Annotated in this window: 17 protein-coding genes; 5 read left to right on the forward strand and 12 right to left on the reverse strand. The window is 67.5% G+C overall.

Translation table 11 applies throughout. The annotated features are described in order from the left end of the window. Nucleotides 1-36: 36 nt before the first annotated feature. Nucleotides 37-1,635 (reverse strand): malate synthase A, encoded by a 1,599-nt coding sequence (gene aceB / locus N4264_RS02360; protein ID WP_261695477.1) that lies wholly within the window; start codon nucleotides 1,633-1,635, stop codon nucleotides 37-39. A gap of 39 nt (nucleotides 1,636-1,674) precedes the next feature. Between aceB and N4264_RS02365 the strand changes: the two genes are divergently transcribed. Both N4264_RS02365 and N4264_RS02370 read left to right on the forward strand, forming a co-directional pair. Continuing rightward, entirely contained in the window at nucleotides 1,675-2,823 is a 1,149-nt protein-coding gene (locus N4264_RS02365) for a LysR family transcriptional regulator (protein ID WP_261695478.1), read from the forward strand. 106 nt (nucleotides 2,824-2,929) lie between these two features. Next, complete coding sequence (locus N4264_RS02370; RefSeq protein ID WP_261695479.1) at nucleotides 2,930-4,942, forward strand: amidohydrolase family protein; 2,013 nt, start codon at nucleotides 2,930-2,932, stop codon at nucleotides 4,940-4,942. A gap of 387 nt (nucleotides 4,943-5,329) precedes the next feature. On the opposite strand, the gene N4264_RS02375 is transcribed toward N4264_RS02370, so the two are convergent. The 4 genes from N4264_RS02375 to lptM are packed head-to-tail and all read right to left on the reverse strand — an operon-like array spanning nucleotide 5,330 to nucleotide 7,905. Next, entirely contained in the window at nucleotides 5,330-6,262 is a 933-nt protein-coding gene (locus N4264_RS02375) for a tyrosine recombinase XerC (protein ID WP_261695480.1), read from the reverse strand. After that, nucleotides 6,259-6,942, reverse strand: coding sequence for a DUF484 family protein (locus tag N4264_RS02380; RefSeq protein WP_261695481.1), 684 nt, complete (start codon nucleotides 6,940-6,942; stop codon nucleotides 6,259-6,261). The genes N4264_RS02375 and N4264_RS02380 overlap by 4 nt, the downstream gene beginning before the upstream one ends. Next, nucleotides 6,939-7,748 carry a diaminopimelate epimerase gene (gene dapF, locus N4264_RS02385; protein WP_261697560.1) on the reverse strand — a complete coding sequence of 270 codons (810 nt, stop codon included), beginning with the start codon at nucleotides 7,746-7,748 and terminating at the stop codon, nucleotides 6,939-6,941. Before dapF ends, N4264_RS02380 begins: the two co-directional genes overlap by 4 nt. A gap of 34 nt (nucleotides 7,749-7,782) precedes the next feature. Continuing rightward, a complete protein-coding gene (lptM, locus tag N4264_RS02390; RefSeq protein WP_261695482.1) occupies nucleotides 7,783-7,905 on the reverse strand; it encodes an LPS translocon maturation chaperone LptM in 123 nt (40 codons plus the stop codon). Nucleotides 7,906-8,026: 121 nt separating this feature from the next. Between lptM and N4264_RS02395 the strand changes: the two genes are divergently transcribed. After that, nucleotides 8,027-8,704: a hypothetical protein gene (locus N4264_RS02395; protein ID WP_261695483.1), complete on the forward strand. Its 678-nt coding sequence runs from the start codon at nucleotides 8,027-8,029 to the stop codon at nucleotides 8,702-8,704. Here N4264_RS02395 and N4264_RS02400 read toward each other — a convergent pair whose 3' ends face one another. From N4264_RS02400 to N4264_RS02410, 3 genes are read right to left on the reverse strand one after another with little or no spacing between them, the layout of a single operon-like run. Continuing rightward, nucleotides 8,705-9,292, reverse strand: a complete 588-nt coding sequence (locus N4264_RS02400; protein WP_261695484.1) for a DUF2179 domain-containing protein — start codon at nucleotides 9,290-9,292, stop codon at nucleotides 8,705-8,707. It lies immediately after the preceding gene. Between the two features lie 2 nt (nucleotides 9,293-9,294). After that, nucleotides 9,295-9,834 (reverse strand): thioredoxin domain-containing protein, encoded by a 540-nt coding sequence (locus N4264_RS02405; RefSeq protein ID WP_261695485.1) that lies wholly within the window; start codon nucleotides 9,832-9,834, stop codon nucleotides 9,295-9,297. After that, nucleotides 9,831-10,304, reverse strand: coding sequence for a GNAT family N-acetyltransferase (locus N4264_RS02410; protein WP_261695486.1), 474 nt, complete (start codon nucleotides 10,302-10,304; stop codon nucleotides 9,831-9,833). Before N4264_RS02410 ends, N4264_RS02405 begins: the two co-directional genes overlap by 4 nt. A 250-nt stretch (nucleotides 10,305-10,554) precedes the next feature. On the opposite strand from N4264_RS02410, the gene N4264_RS02415 reads away from it, so the two are divergent. Further along, entirely contained in the window at nucleotides 10,555-12,039 is a 1,485-nt protein-coding gene (locus tag N4264_RS02415) for a RimK family ATP-grasp domain-containing protein (RefSeq protein ID WP_261695487.1), read from the forward strand. A 24-nt stretch (nucleotides 12,040-12,063) separates the two neighbouring features. Here N4264_RS02415 and N4264_RS02420 read toward each other — a convergent pair whose 3' ends face one another. Beyond that, nucleotides 12,064-12,480 carry a hypothetical protein gene (locus tag N4264_RS02420; protein WP_261695488.1) on the reverse strand — a complete coding sequence of 139 codons (417 nt, stop codon included), beginning with the start codon at nucleotides 12,478-12,480 and terminating at the stop codon, nucleotides 12,064-12,066. A gap of 117 nt (nucleotides 12,481-12,597) precedes the next feature. On the opposite strand from N4264_RS02420, the gene N4264_RS02425 reads away from it, so the two are divergent. Continuing rightward, on the forward strand, nucleotides 12,598-14,376 hold the full coding sequence (locus tag N4264_RS02425; RefSeq protein ID WP_261695489.1) for a monovalent cation:proton antiporter-2 (CPA2) family protein: 1,779 nt from the start codon (nucleotides 12,598-12,600) through the stop codon (nucleotides 14,374-14,376). Nucleotides 14,377-14,391: 15 nt separating this feature from the next. On the opposite strand, the gene N4264_RS02430 is transcribed toward N4264_RS02425, so the two are convergent. The 3 genes from N4264_RS02430 to N4264_RS02440 all read right to left on the reverse strand — a co-directional run bounded on the left by N4264_RS02430 (nucleotide 14,392) and on the right by N4264_RS02440 (nucleotide 21,536). After that, the gene (locus N4264_RS02430) at nucleotides 14,392-17,808 is read right to left on the reverse strand and encodes an ankyrin repeat domain-containing protein (protein ID WP_261695490.1); all 3,417 of its coding nucleotides are present in this window, start codon (nucleotides 17,806-17,808) and stop codon (nucleotides 14,392-14,394) included. Between the two features lie 114 nt (nucleotides 17,809-17,922). Continuing rightward, nucleotides 17,923-18,192: a YcgL domain-containing protein gene (locus tag N4264_RS02435; protein ID WP_261695491.1), complete on the reverse strand. Its 270-nt coding sequence runs from the start codon at nucleotides 18,190-18,192 to the stop codon at nucleotides 17,923-17,925. Nucleotides 18,193-18,278: 86 nt separating this feature from the next. Beyond that, nucleotides 18,279-21,536: a S41 family peptidase gene (locus N4264_RS02440; protein WP_261695492.1), complete on the reverse strand. Its 3,258-nt coding sequence runs from the start codon at nucleotides 21,534-21,536 to the stop codon at nucleotides 18,279-18,281. Nucleotides 21,537-21,663 lie beyond the last annotated feature (127 nt).

Here is a 21,663-nt window from a genome sequence, read left to right on the forward strand (position 1 = left end):
TCCTCGAATTGTCGGTCGTGCCTGTGCGGTCCGGGCTCACGGGAGCAGTGCGTACGCGGGCAGGGTGAGAAAGTCCGCCAAGGTCTTGGCGTGGGTGAGCTCGGCCAGCATCCAGGCGGCCTGGGGAATGCGCTCCTGGCCCGGCAGGCCGGATTTGGGCAGGCGTTCTCCGATGGTCTGGATGGCGTGATCGAACAGGGTGAAGTCCAGCGGTGTGCCGTCTTCGAGGGTCAGACCCTCGTGGTGCAGCCACTGCCAGAGCTGGGCGCGCGAGATTTCCGCAGTGGCCGCATCCTCCATCAGGTGGTGGATGGGCACGCAGCCCAGGCCATCGAGCCAGGCGGCCAGGTAGCGCACGCAGACGTCGATGTTGTTCTCGAAGCCGGCGCGGGTGATCGTGCCGGCCGGCGCGGTGATCAGATCGTCACGGGTGACGTGCACGTCGTCGCGTCGCTGGTGCAGCTGGTTGGGCGTGGGCATCGCCGCGTCGAACTCGGCCAGCGCCACGGGAATCAGGCCCGGATGCGCCACCCAGGTGCCGTCATGGCCGGCGCGGGCTTCGCGCTGCTTGTCGGCGCGGACGCGCGCCAGCGCCTTTTCGTTGGCCTGCGGATCGCCGGAGATCGGAATCTGCGCCGCCATGCCGCCCATGGCGAACGCGCCGCGGCGATGGCAGGTCTTGATCAGGAGTTCCGAGTAGGCTTTCAGGAACGGAACCGTCATGCCCACCTGTCCCCGCTCGGGCAGGATGTGCGTGCGGTGCGCACGGAACGTTTTCAGATAGGAAAAAATATAGTCCCAGCGGCCGCAGTTCAGGCCGACGATGCGCGTGCGCAGCGCATGCAGGATTTCATCCATCTCGAACACGGCCGGCAGCGTCTCGATCAGCACCGTGGCCTTCATGCAGCCGGCCGGCAGGCCCAGTTCCGATTCGGCAAACGCCATCACCTCGTCCCACAGTTCGGCTTCGCGATGGCTTTCCAGCTTGGGCAGGTAGAAGTAGGGGCCGCGATCGCGCTCCTGCAACGCGCGGGCGTTGTGGTAGGCGAACAGGCCGAAATCGAACAGGGCGCCGGCCATTTCCTCGCCGCCGACGCGGGCGTGCTTTTCCGGCAGGTGCCAGCCGCGCGGCCGCACGACCAGTACGGCGCATTCGGGTTTGAGCCGGTACTCACGGCCGTCCGCTGCGCGGTATTCGATGGTGCCGGCGACAGCGTCACGCAGGTTGACCTGCCCGTCGATGAGGTTTTCCCAGGTCGGCGCGGACGAATCCTCGAAGTCCGCCATGAACACCCGCGCGCCGGAATTGAGCGCGTTGATGATCATCTTGCGGTCGACCGGGCCGGTGATCTCGATGCGCCGGTCCTGCAGGGCGGCGGGAATCGGTGCCACGGTCCAGTCCGATTCGCGGATCGCGCGGGTGTGCGCGAGGAAATCCGGCAGCTCGCCCGCATCAAAGCGGGCCTGGCGGGCCACCCGGGCCTCCAGGAGGGCGCGGCGCCGGGCGTCGAAGCGCCGGTGCAGCGCAGCAAGGAAGGCCAGGGCCGGCGGCGTGAGGATCTGCTCGTAACCGGGTTTAAGAACGGCGCGGATCTCCATTGCGCCAAGCGGAAATTCATCCATCGGAACGGCCATCTGCAACTCCGGAAACGCTCGCTGAATACGACCAAGCCTATGCGTGCAGCGCAGCATTTGACAAAGCAAACGTTTCAATGCATCTATTTAACAACGTTAAATCAGCGCCAAGTGGTTGAAACCGAAGCCATGTCGAACGAGCGTTTGAAATCCGAAGGTGCTGCGCGCAGTAAGAAAGTGCAGGGTGCGGGTACACGGACGCGGCGCAAAACCAAAGCGCGTGCCGAGGCGGCCGAAACGACCCCGCGCTTCTACTACAAAGGCAATCGGCTCAAGCAGTTGCGCGCGTTCTGCCATGTGGTGAAGTTCGGCACACTGGCGCGCGCGGGTGAAGCGCTGTTCCTGTCGCAGCCATCGATCAGCCTGCAGCTGTCGGCGCTGGAAAAGGAACTTGGCGTGCGCCTGCTCGAGCGCGCGCGTCCCCGTTTCGTGCTGACCCGCCAGGGGCAGATGCTCTACGAGCTGGCCCGGCCGCTGGTGGAGGGGCTGGAAAGCCTGGACCAGCAGTTCCGCAGCCAGCTCCAGGGCCTGGACGCCGGCGAGGTCACCATCGCCGCCGGCTCCTCCACGATCCAGTACCTGCTGCCGAGCCTGGTGCAGGCGTTCCGCGAGCAGCATCCGCATGTGCGGCTGCAGTTGTTCAACGTCACGGGCAAGGACGGACTGGCCCTGCTGCGCCAGGACCAGGTCGACTTCGCCGTCGGCTCCATGCTCGACGTGCCGCACGACCTGAGCTACGAGCCCGTGCAGTGGTTCGATCCGATGCTGATCCTGCCGCGGGAACATCCCCTGGCCGGCAAGCCGGAGATTCACCTGGAGGACTTGTCCCCCTATGGTCTGATCCTCCCGCCACAGCGCCTCACGACGTACCGCCTGGTCGACCTGGTCTTCCAGCAGCGCCGCGTGCCGTACCGCGTGGCGATCGAGGTCGGTGGCTGGGAAGTGATCAAGCAGTACGTCGCGATGGGCCTGGGCATCTCGATCGTCACGGGCATCTGCATTACCGGCGACGACCGCCAGAAACTCGAGGTCCGCAACCTGCGCCAGTACTTTCCACAACGCAGCTATGGCGTCGTGATGCGCAAAGGCAAATACCTCTCCACCCAGGCGCGCGCTTTCATCGACCTGATCCGGCCGGGCCTGTTCGGACGCGGTGGCTACGACGAAGTCGGCCATTCGGAACGATGACCGCATGATGGCGACGCCACACCCGATGACTTCCGCCACTTTCGGCACAGGTTGAACGCTGCCGCCTGCCCTAGCCTGCCCGGATCCCCGAGATGGAGGCAGGCCGATGCGATTCCGAATCCTGATAGCAACCCTGGCCTTCGCGATGGCCGTCCCATTGGCCGACGCCGCAACCACCGAGAACACCGAGGTCTGGCTGGTCGGCAATCTGGCTGGCAAGCAGGTGGCCACCTACGAGGACGACGGCAGCGTCCGCGTGCATTTCGAATACAACGACCGCGGACGCGGACCGTCCACGGACAGCGTCTTCCGGCTGGCTGGTGATGGCACCACCCGCAGCGTCGAGAACCGCGGCGTGGACTATTTCAAGGCAGCGGTGGAAGAGCGCTACAACCGCGAGGGCGACAAGGTCACGTGGAAAAACGCGTCCGAGGACCAGGCGCGCACCGCGGCTGGGCCAGCGTTCTACCTGAGCCTGCAGGGCGCGCCCGAGGAACTGGTGCTGCTCGGACGGGCCCTGCTCGCCGCGCCCGGCCAGCGCATGGCCCTGTTGCCCGATGGCGAGGCGCGGATCGAAAAGCTGTCTGACCTGAAAGTAAAGACCAGGCAAGGACGCAAGACGCTCTCGTTGTATGCGCTCCATGGGCTCGATCTCACGCCGAACTATTTCTGGCTCGATGACCAGCAGCGCTTCTTTGCCAGCTACTCCCCCTGGTTTTCGATGGTGCGCGAGGGTAATGCGGCCATCCTGCCGCAGCTGGGCAAGGCGCAGGATGCCGAAGAGAAACGTGTCGCAACGCAGCGGGCAAAGTCGCTGACGACGCACCTGACGCACCCGCTCGCCATCCGTGGCGCGCGCGTGTTCGACCCGCCATCGGGCACGGTGCAGGAAAACCAGGTCGTGCTGGTGGAAAAGGGCCGGATCAGCGCTGTCGGGGACGCGGAGACGGTGAAGGTACCCGCGGACGCGCAATGGATGGATGCCGGGAACCGGTTCCTGATGCCGGGCCTGTGGGATATGCATGTCCACGAGTCCGGCGCGGCGCAGCCCGTACTCGACATCGCTGGCGGCGTCACCACTGTGCGCGACCTGGCAAACGAAGGAACGAGCCTGGCCGCTCGTATCGGTGCGATCGAGGCCGGGATGGACATCGGCCCCCGCATCATCAAGGCCGGCATCATCGACGGCCGTGGCCCGTTCGCCGGGCCGACCAAGGTGCTGGCCGACACCGCCGACGAGGCCAGGGCACACATTGCCGAATACGCCCGGACGGGCTATGAGCAGGTAAAAATATACAGTTCCCTCAAGACGGAGCTGGTTCCGTCCATCATCGAGGCCGCCCATGCGGCCGGATTGCGCGTCAGCGGGCATGTCCCCGCCTATATGACCGCCCGCCAGTTCGTCGAGGCCGGTGCGGACGAAATCCAGCACATCAACATGCTGATGCTCAATTTCCTGTTCGACAAAGTGCAGGACACGCGCACGCCGGCCCGCTTCTCCGCCATCGGCGAGTTTGGCGCGGCCATCGACCTTGGCGCGCCCGAGGTGCGCAGTTTCGTCCAGCTGCTGCGCGACCGCGGCACGGTGGTCGACCCGACCGTCAGCACCTTCGAGGACATGTTCCTCAGTCGTCCCGGCTTCCCCGGGCCGGGTAGCGCGGCCATCGTCAACCGGCTTCCCGCGACGCTGCAGCGCGGCGTTCGTTCCGGTGCCGGCGGCCTGCCGATCAAGCCGGGGCAGGAAGGCGCCTATCGCGATGGCTTCCAGCGCATGATCGACTTCGTCGGCGTCCTCCATCGCAGCGGCGTGCGCCTGGTGGCCGGTACCGACGGCACCGCTGGCCTTGCCCTGGCGCGCGAACTGGAACTGTACGTCGCCGCGGGCATCCCGCCGAAAGACGTGCTGAGGATCGCCACCTACGACGCCGCCGCCGTGATGAAGCGCAACAAGGACTACGGTCGCGTCGCGCCCGGCTATGTCGCCGACCTGATTCTCGTGGATGGCGATCCGACCGTCGTGATGGGGGATATCCGCAAGGTACGCACGGTGATCCGCGGCGATCGCTGGTTCGACAGCGGCAAGCTCTTCGAGTCGGTGGGGGTCAAGGCGGCGCCGTGAGCAACCTGTGGCTTCCGCTTTTGTAGGTTGGCGCTGAGCGCAGCGATGCCCAACATCGCCGGGCGCATTGGTGTGTTTGGGAGCCGAAGAGCCAGAGCGTCGCGAGTGCCGCCGCGGGCAGCCTGGCTCGCTTCCTTCGGCCAGCCGACTACAGAAGATGCGCGGCTATGCATTCCGTAGCCCGGGTTAACCCGCAGGGTTCACCCGGGGTGAACCTGCGTCGACGTCGGAAATACGCCGCGTCGTGTGGGCAACGCTGATTGGACGACAATTCGCGGTTCACCCCGCGTGCGCTGCGCTTACCCGGGCCACAAAATTGAAAGCGCCCTATTCGCAGGCTGGGTAGAGCGTACGCTCCGAGCCGGGCTTCGCTGCGCTCTGCCCAGCCTACGTTTCCTCATCATTTCGTCGCCGCTTTGCGCGCGGATGCGCGGCGTCGTACACGCGGGCGAGGTGCTGGAAGTCCAGGTGGGTGTAGATCTGCGTGGTGGCGATGTCGGCGTGGCCGAGCAGTTCCTGCACGGCGCGCAGGTCGCCGGAGGATTCGAGCAGGTGGCTGGCGAACGAATGGCGCAGCAGATGCGGGTAGACACGCTTCCAGATGCCTTGGCTCTGCGCCCAGCGCTTGAGCCGGCGGCGCACGGTTTCCGGTGCGATCGGACGGCCGTTGCGACCGGGGAAGACCGGGTCGTCGGGTTGCGGGCCTGCCTGTTCACGCAGGGCCAGCAGCGCTTCGCGCGCCTTGCTGCCGACGGGCACGACGCGTGTCTTTGCGCCCTTGCCGAACAGGCGCACCGTGCCGTCGGAAAAATCGATCGCCTGCCAGCGCAGGCCAGTCAGCTCGGCCAGGCGCAGGCCGCTGGAGTAGAACAGCTCCAGCATGGCGCGATCCTGCACGGCTTCGGCGCCGTCGGCGGGAATTTCCACGAGGCTGCTCGCCTCGTCGACATCCAGCACCTGGGGCAGCTTGCGGCGCAGTTTCGGTGCGCGTACGTCCAGGGCCGGATCCTTCGCCAGCATGCCTTCGCGCAACAACCAGCGAAAAAAGCTGCGGCAGGCCGAGAGCAGGTGGTGCAGGCTCCCCGGCTCGCGGCCGCGCCGGTGTTCGCGTGCAACGAGTCCGCGCAGCTGCTCGGCATGCAGTTCCGACCACGCCCGCAGGCCAAGCTTCTCGGCATGCTGGCGCAAGGTCTCCAGTTCGCGCTGGTAGTTCACCAGCGTGCCGGTGGCGTAGCGCTTCTCGACGCGAAGGTAATCGATAAAGGCGGCGACCGGGGCGCCGAGAGCGCCGGATCCGTCGCCGGCGCCCGGAGTGGTCACGCGAGCGGATACCGGACGACGGAGGCGGTGATCGCCTCGGCGATGAGCTTGAGGAAGACCGTCCCCATGCCCGGATGGAAGCGGTCCATGTCGTCGCTGCCGATAGCGAGCATGCCCAGGTTGTTCACCGGCATGAGCACGGTCGACTTCACCTCATCGGCGCGCTGGCCGAACAGGGCTTCGACTTTCTCCGGTTGCAGGCGGCCGCACAGCGTTTCGTTGCGCTGCAGGAACTCGGCGAAGGCGGGCATCGCGCGGGGGCCGTCGGGTTGCACGATCAGCCATTCGGCCTTGGGCAGCGAATCGGCACGACCGAACAGCACGATGCGCACCAGCTGGGTGTCGAAATCCTCGGTCAGGCCCGCGACCACGCGCGCGAGGCTGTCGTACAGCGAGGTGGCGCGCATCAGCGACAGGGTCAGCGTATGCACGCGGATCATCAGCTGCTCGTTTTCGTGCGCGATATCGATCAGCTCGTGCAGACGGCGGTTGAGCTCGCGGTTCTTGTCGCGCAGCACGTCCAGCTGATAGCTCGCCAGCGACGCCGCCGGCCCCTGGTCGCGCGGCAGGCGCAGACCGAGGGCCAGATCCGGAAATTCGTTGAGGAACTCGGGGTGACGGCGCAGGTAGCTGGCTACCTCCATTGCTGTCAGGCCGTCGCGCAGACTCAGGTCGCTCATGGATAGTAGTTCCCGTCGAAAACGAAAGCGGCCGGCCCGGTCATCCACACGGAATGGCCCGGTCCGGCCCAGGATATCTGCAGCTCGCCGCCGGGCAGGTGCACGGCCACCTGGTGGTCGATCTTGCCGCGCCGATGCAGCACGGCCACGGCTGCGCAGGCGCCGCTGCCGCAGGCCAGTGTCTCGCCCACGCCGCGCTCGAACACGCGCAGCCGGATCTCGCGCGGCGACACAATATGCACAAATCCCACATTGCACTGGCGCGGGAAGCGCGGGTGGTTCTGCAGCACCGGTCCCCAGTCTGCCACGTCGGCCTCGGTGACATCGGGGACTTCGATCACGGCATGCGGATTTCCCATCGACACCGCGCCGAAGCTCAAGGTGGCGCCTGCGGCCTCGACGGCGTAGCTGTCGGCCACTTCCGGAAAGTCCAGCGGAATCTGCGCCGGTTCGAACCGCGGTTCGCCCATGTCGATGCGGACGTTGCCATCGTCCAGGATCTCCGCGGCGACCGGCCCCGACGGGCTCTCCAGCCAGGTCTGGCCGGCGCCCAGGGCGCCGGCGCGGTGCAGCCAGGCGGCGACACACCGCGCGCCGTTGCCACACTGGCGGGCCTGGCTGCCATCGGCGTTGTAGATGCCGTAGCGCCAGGCGCAGCGGGGATCGGTCGCCGGCTCGATGGTCAGCAGCTGGTCAAAACCCACGCCGAAATGGCGGTCGCCGAGACGGCCGATGGCAGCCGCATCCAGGCCGAGTGGACGATCGCGGCAATCGATGACGACGAAGTCGTTGCCGATGCCGTGCATCTTGGTGAAGGGGATTCCTGCGTGCACGCAGGCTTCACCGAGTGGCAGGCGCGAACGACGCAGGCGTCGGTTCCGGCTTGACCAGATCGCCCTTGTTGCCGCAGGCGGCAACCAGGAGGACGACGAGCGCCAGCGACAACCGGGCAATACAACGCATGGGCAACCTTGTGCGAGCCGATAGACAATGCGCAGTATAGCCAGAGGTCGATCGGACGCGTCGCGGCCGCGTTTGCCGTGTCGCGTGGCACAGCGGTCATCACGCCGAGCAAGGAGCCCCCATGATGCCCGACATTCCCGCCCTGATTCCGGCCATTGCGGCCGCGCTATTCGGCCTGGCGAGCCTGCTGCAGGCCTTCGCCGTGCGGCGGCGCTGGCGCGACCGGCGACGGCTGTCGGCCTGCCATCGGGGCGCATGGCTGCTGGCCTTCCTGCTGATCACCCTGCTCTCGGCTGGATTGAGCACCTCGCTGCGCGGCTACCAGCGGCTGGTGGCCGAGGCGCCGGTAGCGGACATCCAGGTGCGAGCGGTGGCACCCAACACCTGGGCCCTGCGCGTGGATCTTGCCGACGGCACCCACGAAACCGTACAGCTCTCCGGCGACGACTGGCAGCTGGACGCGCGTGTCATCAAGTGGACGCCGCGGGCGGTCACCCTGGGCGCCGAGCCGCTCTACCGCGTGGAACGCATCAGTGGCCGCTGGCGCAACGCGGCGGTGGCACAGACCCAGCCGCCCAGCATCGTCGACCTGGCTGGCGACAACGTGCTGGACCTGTGGCAGGTCAAGCGCCGCTTCCCGGCCTGGCTGCCATTCGTGGACGCTGATTTCGGCAGCGCCACGTACATGCCCCTGATCGATGGCGCCCGCTACCGCGTGTCGCTCGCGGCGGCCGGTGGCCTGGTCGCGCGGCCGGCGGACCCGGCGACCGCGGAACTGATCAAGGCCAGCGGCTGGTAATCACTTGCGCTTGTTGCGCAGCGACGCCATGCCGGGGCCGTGGCCGTCGAGGGCGTGTTCGTCCTCGCCGTGGCAGTTCTTCACGTCGGTCACGGTGTAGATCGCATCCGGGTCGAGCTCGTGCACCAGGCGCAACAGTTCCGGCATGCGCCGGCGCCGGTCGACGACGTAGAGCACCTGCACCGTCGCCGCGCCGCGGTGGCGTCCGGCCAGCTCCACCACGGAGTAACCGCGCGCCGTGAGCGCCTCGGCCAGGTTGCAGGCGTCGCAGTAGGAAATGATGCGCACCAGCTCGCGCCCCACGCCCAGCCGCCGTTCGATCGTGATGCCGACGAAGTTGCCCGTCGCGTAGCCGGCCGCATAGGCGATGACGAGGTATACATTGTCAAGATGGCCGATCACCTTGCTGGCTGCCAGCACCCAGATGAAGGCCTCGCAGAAGCCGATCACCGCGGCCAGCAGGCGGTAGCCGCGAAAGCCGACCAGGATGCGGATGGTGCCGAAGGTGACGTCCGCGATGCGCGCGAAGAAGATGCCGATGGCCAGGAGGCCCGGGTAGGTGTTGATCAGGTCTGCCAGTTGGGCCACGGTCAGCGCGCCGCCTTGCCAAGAGTTTCCGGGTTCTCGAACTGCACGCCGATCCAGACGAAACGGTGCGTGGTATCGCGCTTGAGGATCTCCACCAGCCGGTCGATCTCCACGGCACAGGGCGTGCACCAGCTGCCCCAGTGCTCGATCAGGTAGAAGTCCGCCGGCGGCAGGCTGGCCGCATCCAGCGGCACGCCCGGCGCGGTTTCCAGGTCTTTCACCGCCCGCGCGAAATCGTCACCGCCCTTGAGTGGCTTGCCGCCCGCCAGCGCGGCCTCGAGCCGGCCCGTGACGTCGGGGCTCCAGCCAATGGTGTAGAGCACCTTCTCGCGCCGGGCATTGAACACGAACATCCGCGGCAGGCGCACCCCGTGGGTTGCGGCGATCTTGCGGATTGCCTTCTGTGGCATCGTCGTCTGCACCAGGGTGACATGCGCTGGCAGGTCGGTCGGCAGGGCGGTCGGAGTGGGCTCGGCGGACGCGGCCGGCAGGTGCGCGCCGGCGATGAGGACGCCAAGCAGTGCGGGCAGGACGAATTTCATTCGGAGGCTCCCGTCAACAATTTTTCATACTGCCAGGCGTCCGACCCGTCGTCGTAGTAGCCCGGCTTCTCGGCGATACGCCGGTAGCCCGACGACTCGTACAAGCGGATCGCCGCCGCATTGTCGGTGCGCACTTCCAGCCGCAGGCGATCATGACCGCGGCGCAGGGCATCGGACTCGACCGTCTGCAGCAATCGCCGTCCGACACCTTCCCCTCTCGCGCTGGCAGCCGTGGCCAGGGAGTACAGTCGCGCCGGCTGGCCGCCGCGGCGAAAAAACAGGACCGCGGCACCCAGCAGCGCGCCACTGCGCTCGGCGACCCAGATGGCGGCCGTCGGGCTGCGCAGATGACGCCGGAACTGCGCGCGACTCATCCGGTCGTAGGCGAACGTCTGCTGCTCCAGGTCGACGAGGGCGGCGGTATCCGCGGGCGTCGCGGCGCGCAGCTGGAAGGGGGTGGGATGTGGCACGCGCGAAGCCTAGCAGGAGCCTTGTACCGGCGGCAGGCAATACGTCGCGCTCTGCGCACCGGTCACCGCCCGGATGTGCGGAATGGAACACGTTGCGCCTGAATCCCGCCCGGCTGCACGACAAAAGACCCGTGTACGTGTTGCCGCCCTATGTCAAACTCGCGACCGGCTCGCCCGCCCCGATTCCCCGACCCATGCCTGACACAGATATTCCGGTTGCCTTGTTCCTGCATGGACGCGCCAGGCGCCCATGAGTCGTCTCGTCATCGTCGTCGAAAAAGCGTCCGACTGGGGTTCCTACTACCCCTCCGACAATGTGGTCACCGCGACGGACTACCTGCGCGAGCCGCTCGGCCAGGAAGAAGAACGCACCCAGGTGATCAACCTGTGCCGCAGCTACAAATACCTGGGCACCGGTTACTACGTGTCACTGCTGGCCGAGGCGCGCGGACACAAGGTGATTCCGTCGGTACGCACGATCAACGACCTGCGGCGACGCTCGCTCTACGGCCTGGATATCGACGACCTCAACCAGAAGGTCGCGCGTTTCCTGCCGGAAGAAGGCCGTGACACGACCGACTTCGGTATCCTTGTATATTTTGGCGAAACCAGCTACGGCCCCTTGCAGGACCTCGCGCGCCAGGTGTTCGAATCGTTCCCCTGCCCGATCCTGCGCATCGAGTTCGAGCGCGAGAAAGTCTGGCAGATCGCCGCGATCAAGCCCGCCGGCCTGCATACGCTGGATGACCCGCAGGAAGATGCCTTCGCCGACGCGCTGGACAAGTTCTCCAAGAAGCTCTGGCGCAAGCCACGCGCGCGCAAGAAATACCGTTACGACATCGCCCTGCTGCACGATCCCAACGAGGCGATGCCGCCGTCGAACAAAAAGGCGCTGCGGTCCTTCATCGAGGCTGGCAAGGGCCTGGGGATCGAAGTCGATCCGATCACGCGCAACGACTACACGCGCCTGGCCGAATACGACGGCCTCTTCATCCGCGAGACAACGGCGCTGGACAACCACACCTACCGTTTCGCCAACAAGGCGGAAAAGGAAGGCATGGTGGTGATCGACGATCCCACGTCGATCCTGCGCTGCACGAACAAGATCTACCTGCACGACCTGCTGCGTTCGCGCAAGCTGCCCACGCCCCGCGGCGAAATCCTGTTTCGCGACAACGCCAGGCAGCTGGCCGAACTGCCGGAGCTGCTGGGCTTTCCGATCGTGCTCAAGATTCCCGACGGCAGCTTCTCGCGCGGCATCGTCAAGGCCAACAACGCCGAAGAGCTGAAGAAGGGCGTGGACGAATTGTTCCAGCACACCGCGCTGATCATCGCGCAGGAATTCCTCTACACGGAATTCGACTGGCGCATCGGCGTGCTGAACAAGGAACCGCTCTTCGCGTGCCAGTACTTCATGTCGCGCGGTCACTGGCAGATCTACAACCATGGCGCCCGGGGCACGGCCAAGTCCGGGGGCTTCAAGACCTTCCCCGTCCGCGAAGCACCGCCGGAAGTCGTGCGTCTCGCGCTCAAGGCCACGCTGCCGATCGGTGATGGCCTGTACGGGGTAGACCTCAAGCAGGTCGGCAACCGGATCGTCGTGATCGAAGTGAACGACAACCCGTCGATTGATGCCGGCGTCGAGGACGAATACCTCGGCGAGGATCTCTACCGCCGCATCATGGAAGAATTCCTGCGCCGTCTGGAACGCAAACGCCTGGGCATCACCGACTGACGTTCACCCCGGCGGCGGCGGTGACTACAGCCGTTGCAGCAGTGCCGTGACCAGTACGCGGATCCGCGCCGTCCGGCGCGGGCGGCGCACCGGCAGCCGCCGAGCCTGGCGGTGCCGGACCATGACGTGGCGCCATCCCTGGCGCCGGTCGAACGGGGTCCCTTCCCCGGCCACGTCACTGCTGCGGCGCGCGAACGAGCGGACGAGGAACGCCCGCGCGCTGGCCAGCAACCGGTGCCGGTGCGCTGCGAGCAGCGTCACCAGCGGGGCACCCACGAGCCAGTAACCGACCCATCCGAAAACGGGCGAATAGGCGCGCGCCGAAGGCAGGGCCAGCCAGAGGCACAGCCCCGCAGCGAACCAGCAGCCGGAGACACGGTCGACCAGGGTGAAGCCGGGCGTGGCCTGTGGGGCAATGCGGGTTTGCGGGAAAGGCGTCATGGACGGTTCCGGCTCGTGGGTGCGAGCCGTTACTGTAGGCGCCGGTGATCTCAGATCCTGAGAACCCGACGCTGCGAAGCCGCATGCGATACTTCGGCGGTCTACCGGAGCCCACGCGTGGAAACACACACGATCCTGCACTACACCGTCGTGCTGCTGGCCGCGGCTGTCATTGCCGTGCCGATTGCCAAGAAGTTCGAGCTGGGCGCCGTGCTGGGCTATCTCATCGCCGGCGCGGTGATCGGCCCGGCCGGATTGAAGCTGCTGCAGAATCCGGAGCAGATCGCGCGCATTTCAGAGCTTGGCGTCGTGCTGATGCTCTTTGTCATCGGATTGGAACTGTCGCCGCAGCGGCTGTGGGTGATGCGCAAGTCCGTGTTTGGTGCGGGCACGGCGCAGATGCTGGGAACCACAGCGCTCATTGCGGGTGTCGCCGCACTGGGCTTTGGCCTGGGCCTGAAATCCGCGATCGTGATGGGACTTGGCCTGGCGCTGTCGTCCACGGCTTTCGGTCTGCAGCTCCTGGCCGAGCGCAAGGAACTTACCGCGCCGCACGGCCGCCTGGCCTTCGCCGTGTTGCTGTTCCAGGATCTGGCCGCCATTCCCATTCTTGCGCTGATCCCCGTGCTGGGCGGCGCCGGCGGCGCGGCGATGAACCTCGTCGATGCGTTGCGCGTCGTTGCCGTCATCGCCCTGGTCGTGGTGGCCGGCCGCTTCCTGCTGCGGCCGGTGTTCCGTGCCGTCGCCGGCACGCGCATTCCGGAAGTCTTCACCGCCACGGCTTTGCTCGTGGTCATCGGCACGGCCTGGCTGATGGAGCTGGCCGGCATCTCCATGGCCCTGGGCGCGTTCCTGGCCGGCCTGCTGCTCGCCGATTCGGAATACCGCCACGAGCTGGAATCCCAGATCGATCCGTTCAAGGGGCTGCTGCTGGGCCTGTTCTTCGTCAGCGTGGGCATGTCGGTGGACCTGGCTCTGCTGTTGCGCGAGCCGTGGGTGGTGCTGGCATTGACGGCGGCTCTGCTGGTCGCCAAGGGCCTGGTGCTGCTTCTCGTCGGACGCAGCATCGGTGGCCTGGATACCCCGCAGTCGCTCGCCTTGGCCGCAGTGCTGGCGGGCGGCGGCGAATTCGCCTTCGTGGTGTTCAAGCTGGCGCACAAGGCGCAGCTGCTCGACGGGCGCCAGCACGACCTGCTGACCCTGGTGATCACCTTGTCGATGGCGTTGACGCCGGCGGTCGTGGTCTGCGTGGCCAAATACCTCGGCACGCGGGAACGGGCTCCCGAGCGCGAGTTCGATCGTATCGAAGGGGATCCGCCGCGCGTGATCATCGCCGGCTTCGGCCGGGTCGGGCAGATCGTGGCGCGTATCCTGCGCGCCCAGCGCATTCCGTTCACGGCGCTGGAAAATTCCATCGAACAGGTGGACGTGTCGCGCCGCTTCGGCAGCGAAATCTATTTCGGCGATCCGACCCGCCCCGAGCTGCTGCGCGCGGCGCAGGCGGACAAGGCCGAGATCTTCGTGCTCGCCACGGACGACCCCGAGGCCAATGTGCGCACCGCCCGCATCGTGCGCCGGCTGTATCCGCATCTGAAGATTTTCGCCCGGGCGCGCAACCGCCAGCACGCCTTCCGCCTGATGGACCTGAACGTCGACGGCGTCGTGCGCGAAACCTTCGACGGCAGCCTGGTGCTCACCCAGCAGGTGCTCGAGGCGCTGGGGCAATCGCCGGGGCTGGTCGCCGAGCGGATCGCGCGTTTCCGCGCGCACGACGAGGCGCTACTGCTGGCGCAGCACCTGGTCTATGACGACGAGGCGGCGCTGGTGCAGAGCGCGCAGGAAGCCTTCGTGGAACTGGAACGCATCTTCGCCGCCGACATCGACGCGACGACCTGACCGCGGCACCGGCGCCTACTCCGGCGGCCGCACCGGCTGGCGCAGCATCTTGGCGAGGCTGGGGATCGCCGCGGTGGCGCCCAGTTCCGCCGCGACGTCCGCATAGCCGAGGAGTTCGGCCAGGTCCGCCGGGCGCCGCCCGCGGCAGTCGCGCAGCTCGCGGTCTGCGCCGCGTGCCAGCAGCTGGCGTGCGCAGCCCAGCAGGCCATGGATGGCGCAGGCGTGCAGCGCCGAGACACCCCGTTCGTCCTGCACATCCAGGTCGGCGGCGTAGTCGAGCAGCACGGCGACGAGCCGGCCGAGCGCCGGTGCATCGCAGGGGGTGCCTGGATCGGCGCGTCCGCCCACGAGCAGCAGCAGCGGCGTCTGCCCCTTGCCGTTACGCGCATTGGGCGCCGCACCGGCGCGCAGCAGCGTTTCCAGTACGCCGGCGGCGCGCTGCGCCGGCTGCGCGAAGCCGTACTGCACGGCCGCGTGCAGGGCAGTGGCGCCGCTGTCGTCCGCCAGTTGCGGGTCGGCCCCGGCCTGCAGCAGCTGCAGCACCAGTTCCGGAAATCCCAGCGCGCTGGCAATCATGAGTGCGGTGGTTCCGCCCGGCAGGCGCGCGTTCACGTCCACGCCATGGCCCACCAGGCAGGCGACCACGGCTTCGCGGCGCGCGCTGATCGCGGCGGAAAGACAGGTCGCGCCGCTGGTCGCCGCGTGATTCGGATCGGCGCCGGCTTTCAGGAGGTCGTCGACGAGGTCGCGATGACCCTGGCCGCAGGCGCGCAGCAGCGCAGTGGCGCCCTGCCCGTCGGTGGCCTCGATTGGCAGCTTCAGTGCCAGCAGCTTGCGCACCGCGTCGCGGTCGCCCTGGGTTGCCGCGCTGACCAGGTCCGCCGGCCACAGGCGGCGTCGCGGCAGCGGCCAGTTGGGCCAGTGCAGCCAGCGGGTCAGGTCGGATGCACCGCTGCCCAGGACCCGACCCAGCGGTGTTTCGCCATCGTCGCCAGCGATCTCCGGATCGGCGCCAAAATGCACCAGCCGCATCACGATCGCCTCGGCTGCCGGAACCGGCAGTGCCATGGCCAGGGCCAGCGCCGTGCGGCCGCGCGCATCGCGGTGGTTGGGATCAGCGCCGCGTTCCAGCAACGCATCCAGGACATCCAGTGCGCCCAGCTGGGCGGCGATATGCACCGCTGTTTCGCCGGACTCGCCGGCGTCGAAGGGGTCGGCGCCGCCGTCGACCAATTCCCGGGCCAGCTGCAACAGGCGCTGGCGCCGCGGCGCGTCTTCGCAATGACGCGCCGCGTCGAGCACGCGGCGCAACAGGCCGGATCCGCCGATGCCCGCACCCGCGTGGACCAGCTCTTCCAGCGCGGCGAGGCTGTCGGGCAATTGTGCGACGGCCGCATCCAGCAGCCGTCCGCCGGGGCCGTAGGCATCCGGTCGCAGGCCGTGATTGAGCAGCCACTGGCGCGCCCGCGGGTCGCCGTGGGTGGCCAGTTCCTGCCAGATACCCGCCAGGTCCCGCTCGGACCAGCTGCGGATCACCTCGATAAAGCTGTCGGCGATGGTCCAGTGGCCGAAGCGCAGCGCATCGAGCAGGTGCGCCGGCGAATCGGTGGCCGCCGTGCCCGCGGCGTCGGCCAGGCTCGCCGGCAAGGGATAATCCGGGTCGATCAGGGCGACCAGGTCCCAGCGGCCGGTCGTGATCGCGTGGTCCAGCGCACAGCGACCATCGCCGCAGGGGCGCCGGCGGTCGATACCCAGTGCCAGCAACGCGCGGACCGTATCGGCGCGGGCCTGGCGCGACTGGCAGGCGATGACCAGGGCCGTGCGGCCCAGGTGGTCGACGCGGTTGGGATCGGGTTTGCGCTGCGCGATCAGTGCGATCACTTCCGGTGCCCCGGCGCGGGCGGCTTCCATCAGGGCGGTCGTTGCATGCCCGTCGGCGATGTCGACGCTGGCACCGGCATCCAGCAGCAGGCGCACGATGCCCGCATGTCCGGCGAGCGCCGCCGCCATGAGCGCGGTGCGTCCCATCGGGCCCTGGGCGTCCGGACGGGCCTTCTGCTTCAGCAGCAGCTTGGCGCCGGTGATGTCGTCGTCGGTGATGCCCGAGGCGGACAGCAGCAGCGGCTGGGCATGCTCCACCTCGTTCTTCGCGCCGTGCTCCAGGAAAAAGCGCAGCAGGGTCCAGTTCGCGGCCGCGGCGGCCTGTCCGGGCGGCGTCAGGCCATCGCGGTTGATGCAGGCCATGGAGGCGCCGGCATCGAGCAGCATGGCTGCGACGACCGGTTCGGAAGCCAGCGCGGCGTAATGCAGCGCGGTATTGCCCTGGGCGTCGGCGAGGGCCGGATTGGCACCGTTCGCCAGCAGGGTCAGCACGGCGTCCGGGCGGCCTTCGTAGCTGTCGCGGGTGGCGGCCAGCAGCGGGGTCAGGCCCGCATGGCAGCGATTGACGTCGGCGCTGCGTGCAATCAGCGCGCGCAGCAGGCGTACCTCCGGCAGCGTCGTCGCCAGCATCAGCACGCTGCGCTGGTCGCGCTCGGTCTCGGCGGGCACCGTGTTCGGATCGGCACCCCGTTCCAGCGCGGCGATCGCCAGCTCCACCTGGCCGCAGCGGGCGGCATGCAGCAGCGCGGTATCGAGCTCGGAGCGGCTCAATCCGCCGGGAAGCACTGCCGGCGACGCGCAGGTGCCGTCGGTGTGTTCCGCTACGACCGGCTCGGCGCGCTCTGCATGGCGGCTGCGCCGGGCAGTGAGCACGGCGCGCAGGGTGCGGTTGGCTACCAGCAGTTGCCCGACCGGCAGCAGCACCAACCCGTAGACGACCAGTGCGCTCAGGCGCAGTTCGTTCGGCAGCACGCCACCCAGGCCGGCGATGGCCGCCGCGGCGCAGGCGAGCAGCAGCTGGATCAGCCCGACCCACAGGCCATGGCTGAAATACAGCTCGTGTTCGCGCGTCAGGTGCAGCGAGAACGTCAGGCTGCGCGACAGCGCGGTGGCAATCCAGGAACGTTCGTCGTCTTCCGGGTAGGCATCATCCCAGACCAGCACCAGCCCGAACGCCGGCCAGATGCGCCACAGCGCCAGCAAGGCGACCACGACCGCGGTCGACAAGGCCAGCGTGGCGACGAGCGAGGGCTCGCGCAGCAGCCAGCCCAGGGGCCAGCCGAGCATGAGCACGAGCAGTGCGCTGTAGCCGGCCACCAGGACGAAGTGCGCCGCGCCGCGGCGCAGCACCGTGCGCGCGAAATCCGCTTCCAGGTCAAAGCCGAGGCCGTGGCAGACCGCGGCCAGTGTCAGCGAGTTGGCGGCCAGCAGGGCCAGGAGCACGGCCGGGTGCACCACCATGCCGGCGACGACCAGGCAGGCCGCGGCAGGCAGGAAATACGGCAGGCTCGCAATGAGGGCGCCAAGGCGCGACGGCTTGGATCTGGGCACGCAGATAAAGTCCGGGCACAAAAGAACGGGCCGAGTATAAGCACCCTCGGCCGCAGGCGCGGTAAAGCCTGGTTAATGCGCCGGCGGGCGCGTCGCGGCGGTTTTCCGGCCCATTCAGTGGGGTTTGGAAGGCGCCTCGGCTTCGGCGAGGCCCTGTACGGGCGGCAGCTGCAGGTGGAAACCCGGGCCACGCAGGTTGGCCATCACCGCCTCGACGTCCTCGCGCGCCAGCTTGCGGTCGGGCGAGAGCGTCAGCTCGATCACGAAGGTGAGCTGGCCCAGGCCCTGCGCCAGCGATGCCGGCAACAGGCCGAAGGCATCGCGTTCGCGCAGGTATACGTACGTATCGGCCTTGCGTTCGGAACGGTAGACAAAGCACTGCATGTCATCCTCGCCAATCTCTGTCGTAAACAAAAAAACCGGCGGCCGCGGCCGGTGCCGCGCCCGCCGGTCGTCGCGACACGGACAGTCTATTCGCCGAAATGCGTGGGCGGCGCCGGTGCCTGCACCGGAGCGGCCCGCACGGCCGGCAACTGCGCCAGCAGCACGTCGACGGCCTTCTCGATGCTCGGGTCCTTGCCGGCAGCAATCAGTTCCGGGCGATCGATGATTTCGATGTCGGGCGCGACGCCCTCGTTCTCCACGGCCCATTTTCCATCGGTGCCCATGAAACGGAAATTAGCGGCGAGAATGGTGCCGCCATCGGCCAGGTTGGGATTGCCGGCGATGCCGATCAGCCCGCCCCAGGTGCGCGTGCCGATCAGCGTGCCGAGCTTGAGCTTGCGGAAATAGTAGGGAAACGCATCACCGCCCGAGCTCGACAGGCCGTTGATCAGCATCGCCTTCGGTCCCTCGTGCGACACCAGCGGCGTGGGCACGGGATCCAGTCCACGCCGCTTCCAGTAATTGAGCGGCTGACGCGCGACCAGCTCGATCATCCGGTCAGGAATGAAACCGCCACCGTTGTAGCGGTCGTCGATGATCAGTGCTTCCTTCTCGTGATAGGCGAGCATGCCGCGGTTGAGCTCGCGATTGCCCTCGACCGCCGTGTTCGGCACGTGGATATAGCCGATGCGGCCGCCGGACAGTTTCTCGACCAGCGCCCGCCGTGAAGCGACCCAGTCGGCATAGCGCAGCGACTGCTCCGAGGTCAGCGTGCGCACGCGCACATCGCGTGCCTCGCGACCTTCGGGGTTGTCGGACACACGCAGGCTGACCACGACATCTCCCTTGCCATGCAGAAGCGCATAGGGATTTTTCACCGAACGCGCATCGACGCCGTCGACCGCCAGCAGGAAGTGCCCTTCGCGCACATCGATACCGGGTTCGGTCAGCGGTGAGCGCTGGTCGCGGTTCCAGTTCTCGCCCGCAAAAATCTTGGCAATGCGGAAATAGCCCGACGGATGCGTGGCGAACTCGGCGCCGAGCAAGCCGCTCGCATGGCGCTCGACCTTGGGCATGTCGGTCGACGACTGCACATAGACGTGCCCGGCGTTGGTCTCCCCGGCCACTTCCTGCAGCAGGTAGTCAAAGTCCGCGCGGCTGGCCACGTGCGGCAGCCAGCGGCCGTAGCGTTCGCGGATCAGGTTCCAGCGCTCGATGCCGCCGTGCACGCCCGGTTCGTAGAACCAGTCGCGCACCAGGCGCCAGGCGTCGGTGAATTCCTGCTTCCATTCCACACGCGGGTCGACGAACAGCTCCATGCGATCAAGATTCAGCGCGCCCGCGTTGAAATCCTGGCTGGCGTCCGCCTTGACGATCGCATAGCGCTCCGCCTGGCGTAGCAGCAGCTTGTCACCCGAAAGCGACACGCGGTAGTCGTTGAGGTTGGCGGCGACGGGCTTGTCCTGGTCGGCATCCAGGGCGAGGCGGCGCAGCTCGAAACTCTGCTGGCGCGGGCTGCCCGACAGGAAGTAGATCGCGTCATTGCCGGCGCGCAGCGCCTGGTAGCTGCCGCCGGCCACCTTCAGTGCGACAACGCGGCCCGAAATGCCGTCCAGGTCGATCCGGGTGGGGCCCGGCCCCTTGTCGGGCGCCGTCTCGCGTTCGGCGCGTGCCTTGCCGACGGAATCATCGCCGGCTTCATCGCTCTTGTTCGGATACGGCGTCGGCCCGTCCTTGGCCAAAATCAGTGCGTAGGGCTTTGTTGCATTCGTATACAGGTAGTTTTGTTCGTGCGCGCTGAACGTGAGGTTCCAGTCCCGGTTGGACAGGAAATACAGCCAGCGGCCCTTGGGATCAAAAGCCGGGCTGAAGGCGCTGGAAGTGGGCTCGGCCAGCGCCACGGACTTGCCGCTGCGCAGCGAATACAGGAACAGCTGCGAAAGGTGGGTATCGGTGCTGCGGCCGTAGGCCAGCCACTGGGAATCGGGCGCCCAGGCGTAGTCAGTGATGTCTTCAAAGGTGCTGCTGTCGACCTCGGTCGTCGCGCCGGTCGCGACCTCGACAATGCGCAGGCGCTGGCGCTTGTCGGCGTAGGCCAGGCGCGTGGAGTCGGGCGACCATGCCGGCGGGAAACGCCAGGTATCGCCGTCGGTCGTGATGCGGCGCGGTTCGCCGCTGCCATCCTGGGCGCGCAGGTAGATCTCGTATTCGCCGGTGGCGTCCGACAGGTAGGCGATGGTCTTGCCGTCGGGCGACCAGCTCACGCTGATCTCGCGCTCGGCCGGGGTGCGGCTGATATTGCGCACCTCGCCGTTCTTGGCCGGCACGGTGAAGATCTCGCCGCGCGCGCCGAACACGGCGCGCTCGCCCTGCGGCGACAGGTCGAAGGACTCGACATAGGCAGCGGCCTTCTTCCACTGCGGCAAGGCCTGCGGAAAATCGCCGGTGACCTGGATATCCACCTTGGCCGCGCTGCCCGTGGCCGGGTCGAAGCGCCACAGGTAGCCGCCCTGCTCGAATACGATGGCGTCGGCACCGGCGCTGGGCCACATCACGTCGAAATCACTGAACTGGGTCCGCTGCACCGGCTCGCCGCCCTGGGGCGACACCGACCACAGGTTCAGCGTCTGGCCCCGGTCCGAGGCGAAGAAAATCGTATTGCCCACCCACATGGGCTGGTGGTCCGAGGCCGGATGGTGGGTCAGGCGCTGCGAGGTGTTGTTGACCAGGTCGTAGGTCCACACCTCCTGGGCGCGGCCGCCGCGGTAGCGCTTCCAGCTGCGGAAATCACGGTCGATCGGCGTGTAGACCACGCTCTTGCCATCCGGAGCGAACATGCCGCCGCCGGATTCGGGAATCGCCAGCGGCGTTTCCAGTCCGCCGTCGGCCGGAATGAGATAGGGCCGACCGCCGCGCTCATCGAACGGCAGGCGGTTGACCCGCACCAGGACGTTGCGGCCGTCGGGCGACCAGTCCAGCACGCGGTAGTCGGTGCCGCCGCGCGGCGGCATCGCGCCGACATCGTTGTACCAGCTGATCTGGCGCGGCGCGCCGCCGCTGGTGGGAATCACATACACCTGGCGGGTGCCGTCATATTCGGCGGAGAAGGCGATCTGGGCGCAGTCCGGCGAGAACTTGGGATACAGCTCGTTGCCCAGGTGAGAGGTCAGGCGCAGCGCCGTGCCGCCCGTGGCCGCCACGCGATACACGTCACCGGCATAGACGAAGGCGATGTGGTTGCCGCAGATATCCGGCAGGCGCAGCAGGCGCGTGCCGGTGTCCTCGGCCGGCGGCGTGGCGCCGAGCAGGATGGCGGCAGTGGCAAGGACGGGTGAAATCGGCATTGCGGGTTCTCGTCTCGTGGGTCAGGCGCATTGTAGGAATGCCCGTGGCAAGTGCCGTGGGCCATAAGGGCTAGTCCGGCGTCGCGAAACCGGCCATCGCCGTACGGCGCGACCGCGTGCCGCATCG

The organism is Tahibacter amnicola, from assembly GCF_025398735.1.
Lineage (GTDB): Bacteria > Pseudomonadota > Gammaproteobacteria > Xanthomonadales > Rhodanobacteraceae > Tahibacter > Tahibacter amnicola.